The organism is Spirosoma sp. (assembly GCF_048594605.1).
Taxonomy (GTDB): Bacteria; Bacteroidota; Bacteroidia; order Cytophagales; family Spirosomataceae; genus Spirosoma.
This window is the reverse complement of the sequence record NZ_JBMDWV010000140.1, coordinates 1-5,076: the sequence shown is the minus strand read 5'-3', so window position 1 is coordinate 5,076 and position 5,076 is coordinate 1. Positions and strand designations below refer to the sequence as shown.

The following is a 5,076-nucleotide window of genomic DNA, read 5'->3' as shown; positions in this document are numbered from 1 at the left end:
TAAGCATCTGATTGATAAAAACCTGCTTGGTGAGTTTCTGCATGGCTACTTTGAAAACTACGCCGGTGATGAAGGCCTTTCTCCCGAACACTGGTTCTGGGACCGTAGTAAAAGCGGAGGAATTTTTATTGAGCACGGCGTACACTTTTTCGACATGTTCGCAGGCTGGTTAGGAGAGGGTACCGTAAAAGCGGCTCAGGCTGTCAAGCGCCCAAATAGTAATGACATTGAAGATCAGGTACAGGCCACAGTCGAATACGGTGATGATATAACGGGCCGAAAACTGGTCAATTTCTATCACGGTTTCACGCAGACGGGGCGCATGGATCGCCAGGAAATGCGGCTTCTCTTCGAACGGGGTGATATTACTCTGTTTGAGTGGGTGCCTACCCGGATGGTTATGCGCTGTGCTGTTGATGAAGAAACGACCCGTGCGTTAATGGATCTGTTTCCGGGCGCTCAATTGAACGTAACAGCTAATATCAGTGGCAAAGACAGGCCGTTACGTGGTCGGCACAAAGAATTTGACGCTTATCAGCAGGTAGAAATCAAATTTGGATTCGGCGACGAGAAACAGCACATCTATAGTGAAATCCTGCGGCTGATGTTTCGTGATCAGATTAGCGCCATCCACTACCCAGGAACGCATCGGATCATCCGTGAAGAAAATGGATTGGAGTCGCTTGAGGTAGCCACGACGGCTAATCAGATGGCACATGAATGAGAAAATCCCGACTGGAGAGACCAATTAATAAAAAATTTTAAAAATATCGTCCATTGCCTCTAAACGGTGGATCAGTTTCGTGTGAACTCCCTGATTTTTTGCGACATTTACAGTCTCAAAACAATCTCTCCTTTGCATAACGCATGATCACGGAGTCCACTCTACTCGATAACCCAGACGGGCAGTTGCCAGGCACGCCGTCTTCGGGTGGCCCTATTCAGTCGGCCATTACGTACGAAAAAATTCCTACGCACATCTATGCTGATGCCAAAGCTGCGTCACGGGCAGTGGCTCAGGAAATTGCTGATTTGATTCGCCAGAAACAAAAGGAAGGAAAGCCTTGCGTATTGGGTCTGGCAACCGGTTCGTCGCCAAAGACCGTGTATGCGGAACTGATTCGGATGCACAGGGAGGAAGGGTTAAGCTTCCACAATGTCGTTACGTTCAACCTGGACGAATATTACCCGATGGAGCCCGACTCCCTACAGAGCTACTGGCGTTTCATGCGGGAACAATTGTTCGATCACGTAGACATTCCTCAGAATAACTATCAGGTACCGGATGGTACGATACGGACAGATAAAGTTGCTGAGTTTGCCAGGCAATACGAAGCTGCTATTGAAGCTGCTGGTGGTCTGGATTTTCAATTGCTCGGGATCGGTGGCAATGGCCACATTGGCTTCAACGAGCCAGGTTCGCTCATCAACTCGCACACGCGCCTGATGATGCTGGACAACTCAACGCGGGCTGCTGCGGCTGGTGACTTTGGTGGATTACCTAAAACGCCACGCAAGGCTATTACGATGGGTGTTGCCAGTATTCTGAGCGCCCGACGAATTGTGTTGCTGGCTTGGGGTGAACGTAAAGCGCCTGTGATCCGTGGGGCAGTAGAGGGACTTGTAACCGAACTGAACCCCGCTTCGTATCTGCAAACGCATCCGAATGCCTTGTTTGTGATTGATGAAGCGGCTGCTTCTGAGTTGACCCGTATGAAAACGCCCTGGCTGGTGGATTCGGTAGTGTGGGACAACAAGATGAAAAAGAAAGCCGTTACGTATCTGTCGCTTGCGCTAGGTAAACCGGTTCTCAAACTAACCGACCGCGACTACAATGACAACGGTATGAGTGATTTGCTGGCGCAGTACGGTCAGGCATACGACATTAACATCGACGTTTTCAACCAGCTTCAGCATACCATTACTGGCTGGCCGGGTGGTAAACCCAATGCCGATGACATCAATCGGCCTGAACGGGCGCTTCCGGCTCAAAAACGTTGCCTGATTTTCAGCCCGCACCCCGATGACGACATTATTTCGATGGGTGGTACGTTCCAGCGGCTGCGCGACCAGGGCCACGAGGTTCATGTGGGGTATCAGACTTCCGGAAACATTGCCGTTGCTGACGATGAAGCACTCCGTTTTGCTGACTACGTAGTGGATTTCAATACCAAATTCGGAATCGACAGTCCCGAAGCTACCCGGATTTTCCAGGATGCGGCTGCCTCACTGCGTGAAAAGAAAGACAGCGAAATGGATACGACAGAGGTTCGCTACGTTAAAGGACTCATTCGTATGGGGGAAGCAAAGGCTACCTGCCGTTTCGTCGGAATTCCGGTTGAAAATGCTCACTTCATGAATCTGCCTTTCTACGAAACCGGCACCGTTGCGAAAAAGCCAATTAGTGAAGAAGATGTCAAAATCACGATGGCATTGATTGAAGAAATCAAACCCCATCAAATCTATGCAGCTGGCGACCTGGCCGACCCACACGGTACGCACAAGGTTTGTCTGGATGCTATCATGGAAGCGGTTCGTCGATTGAAGCATAAAAATTTCATGAAAGATTGCTGGGTGTGGCTTTACCGCGGTGCCTGGGCCGAATGGGATGTCAGCGAAATTGAAATGGCCGTACCAATGTCGCCCGATCAGGTGATGAAAAAGCGGCTTGGTATTTTTAAGCACCAGTCCCAGAAAGACGGCGTTGTTTATCAGGGAACTGATTCCCGTGAGTTCTGGCAACGTGCCGAAGAACGTAACAGAGGTACGGCGGGTATTTACAACCGCCTTGGTTTAGCTGAATATGAAGCTATGGAAGCGTTTGTCCGCTGGCGGTTTTAAAGCTATCGTCTAGAAATTCTTTTATTTACAAAAAATGGCCCGGATAGACATCCGGGCCATTTTTTGTAAATAAAATGTATGAAAAGATTGACATTTAATTTATTATGTATAACTTTTGTGTGGAATTGTAAATAAAATTGTCATTAATGAGATTGAATAGGTCATTTAATGCGAGTGATTGTTGGTCATATCGCTTGTTTTATGAAAAATCTTTTGCCATTCGCTATTTCAGGCATACTGATTCTTACATGCTCCACACGGTTGATAGCTCAAGATCATGCCCATCCGCATCCCCCATCCGTATATTGCGGTACGTTAGGTTTAAATAATCATCAACGCCAACTTGTTGATCAGCAAGCTGACCAGGCGTATGCCCTGAAAAAGGCAAACAATGGGGCTTTTACAAGCATAACATACGTACCTATACGCCCCCATATACTACGTAGAAGCGATGGCACAGGGGGAATGTCGCTGTCAAGCATAAACCAGGTAATTGCGATTACGAACAGTTATTATCTGTTGAACGGGTACGGTATTCAATTCTATTTCTGCGGAACTTCGCCTGATTATGTTGACAATGATCAGCAATATGATCGCTATAACAATGAGACTTTAGTGACTCAGGGGCATGACGCCACTAACGCCATGAATCAGTATTACGTCCATTCATTTGCGTCGGGCGCAGGCGGTTATGCGTATTACCCTTCAAATAGTCTGGCTTCAACCCGATCCTTTATTCTCAATGAATACTGGAATGAAAATGATATGGGAAATCGCCTGATTCCTCACGAACTGGGTCATAACTTTAATCTGGTGCATACATTTGGCGAACTGGGTGGCGGTGGCACACTTGGGTCTGGGACTACAGCAGAACTGGTTACACGGGGGCCAGGCGCCAATTGTACGACAGCCGGAGATTACATCTGCGATACGCCAGCTGATCCGTATAATAAGCCGGGAGCTAGTCTGACGTTCGTAGATGGTTGTCCGCAATACAATCCAAATAGTACGGCTGTTGATGCTAATGGAGAGCACTATGCGCCTTCCATATCAAACATTATGTCTTATTACTTTCCCTGTTCGCACAACTTTACCCCCGGGCAATACGATCGGATGCAGGCTGCACTGGCATTACGTCAATCGCATACGGCTTACACACTGGATTGCCCGCCAACGGTGGTTACGGCACCAAGTAACGTAACGGCTTTATTAAGTAATAATACTATTGTGCTAAACTGGCAGGACAACGCAGTCAACGAAATGGGGTATTTTATCGAACGTTCGCTGGCAGCCAATTCCGGCTTTGTGCCCATTGGCGGAGTAGGGCCGAATACAACCACGTTTATCGATTCGAAAATAAGCCCCGGCACAGTGTATTACTACCGAGTTAAACCGTCAAACGTAACGACTGGCGGTATAAGCCCGGTGGTTAGTATCAGAAGTGCTTCGTGTAATCCAAGTTATATCCACCAATGTGCATACAATGATGGTTTATCGAGTGTCGCTATAAACGGGGTATTACTAAGCCAGAATTCAGGATGCTCACCCAACGGTTATGGTAAATTTACTACGTCATCAACAACGGTTGTGGCTGGGACAACTTTTCCCGTCTCGGGTACGCTACTTAGCTCATCTTTGCAGGTGGGCGTAACAGTTTGGGCGGATCTGGACCGGGATGGTTTATTTGACGCCAGCCGGGGAGAACTCATGTACCAAACGCCAAACCTAGTAACGAATCAATTTGATAGCAACCTTACGCTTCCTTCCAGCTTGACGGTCGGTTCGTTGGACATACGGGTAATTGTGGCTCATGCTACGATTCCAAACGATCCCTGCGGAGCTTATACGTATGGCGAGACAGAGGATTACGTATTGAATGTGGTTGATTTGCCGCCAGCAGCCGATTTAAGTATTTCAATGAATGTGGATAGAATGTTGCCCTCTGTTAATCAGGAGGTTATTTATATAGTTAGTGTGAGCAACAATGGTCCTGATGCTGCTGATGGTGTTCATTGGCAGAATAAACTGCCAGAAGGCCTGGTATTTGTTAACGGAGATCCAAACGTTACTGGGGGAGCTACAGTGGTCAGTGGATCGAATAACATCTCATTGGGTGCGGGACAAACCGTTACGTTCACTTATCAACTTCAGCCAACTCTACCTGGTACATATATTAATGCTGCCCAGATTATAAGTAGCAACGCCGTAGACCCTGACTCGCAACCAAATTCCGGT

3 protein-coding genes are annotated in these 5,076 nt (G+C 47.7%); all 3 read left to right on the top strand.

Annotated elements, in window-relative coordinates:
- Positions 1-724: Gfo/Idh/MocA family protein (locus tag ACOJS8_RS09095; RefSeq protein ID WP_420148224.1), on the top strand; the 724-nt coding region annotated here is incomplete at its 5' end.
- Between the two features lie 143 nt (positions 725-867).
- On the top strand, positions 868-2,841 hold the full coding sequence (gene nagB / locus ACOJS8_RS09090; RefSeq protein WP_420148223.1) for a glucosamine-6-phosphate deaminase: 1,974 nt from the start codon (positions 868-870) through the stop codon (positions 2,839-2,841).
- 201 nt (positions 2,842-3,042) lie between these two features.
- Positions 3,043-5,076 (top strand): GEVED domain-containing protein (locus tag ACOJS8_RS09085; protein WP_420148222.1); only part of this gene is annotated, 2,034 nt, incomplete at its 3' end.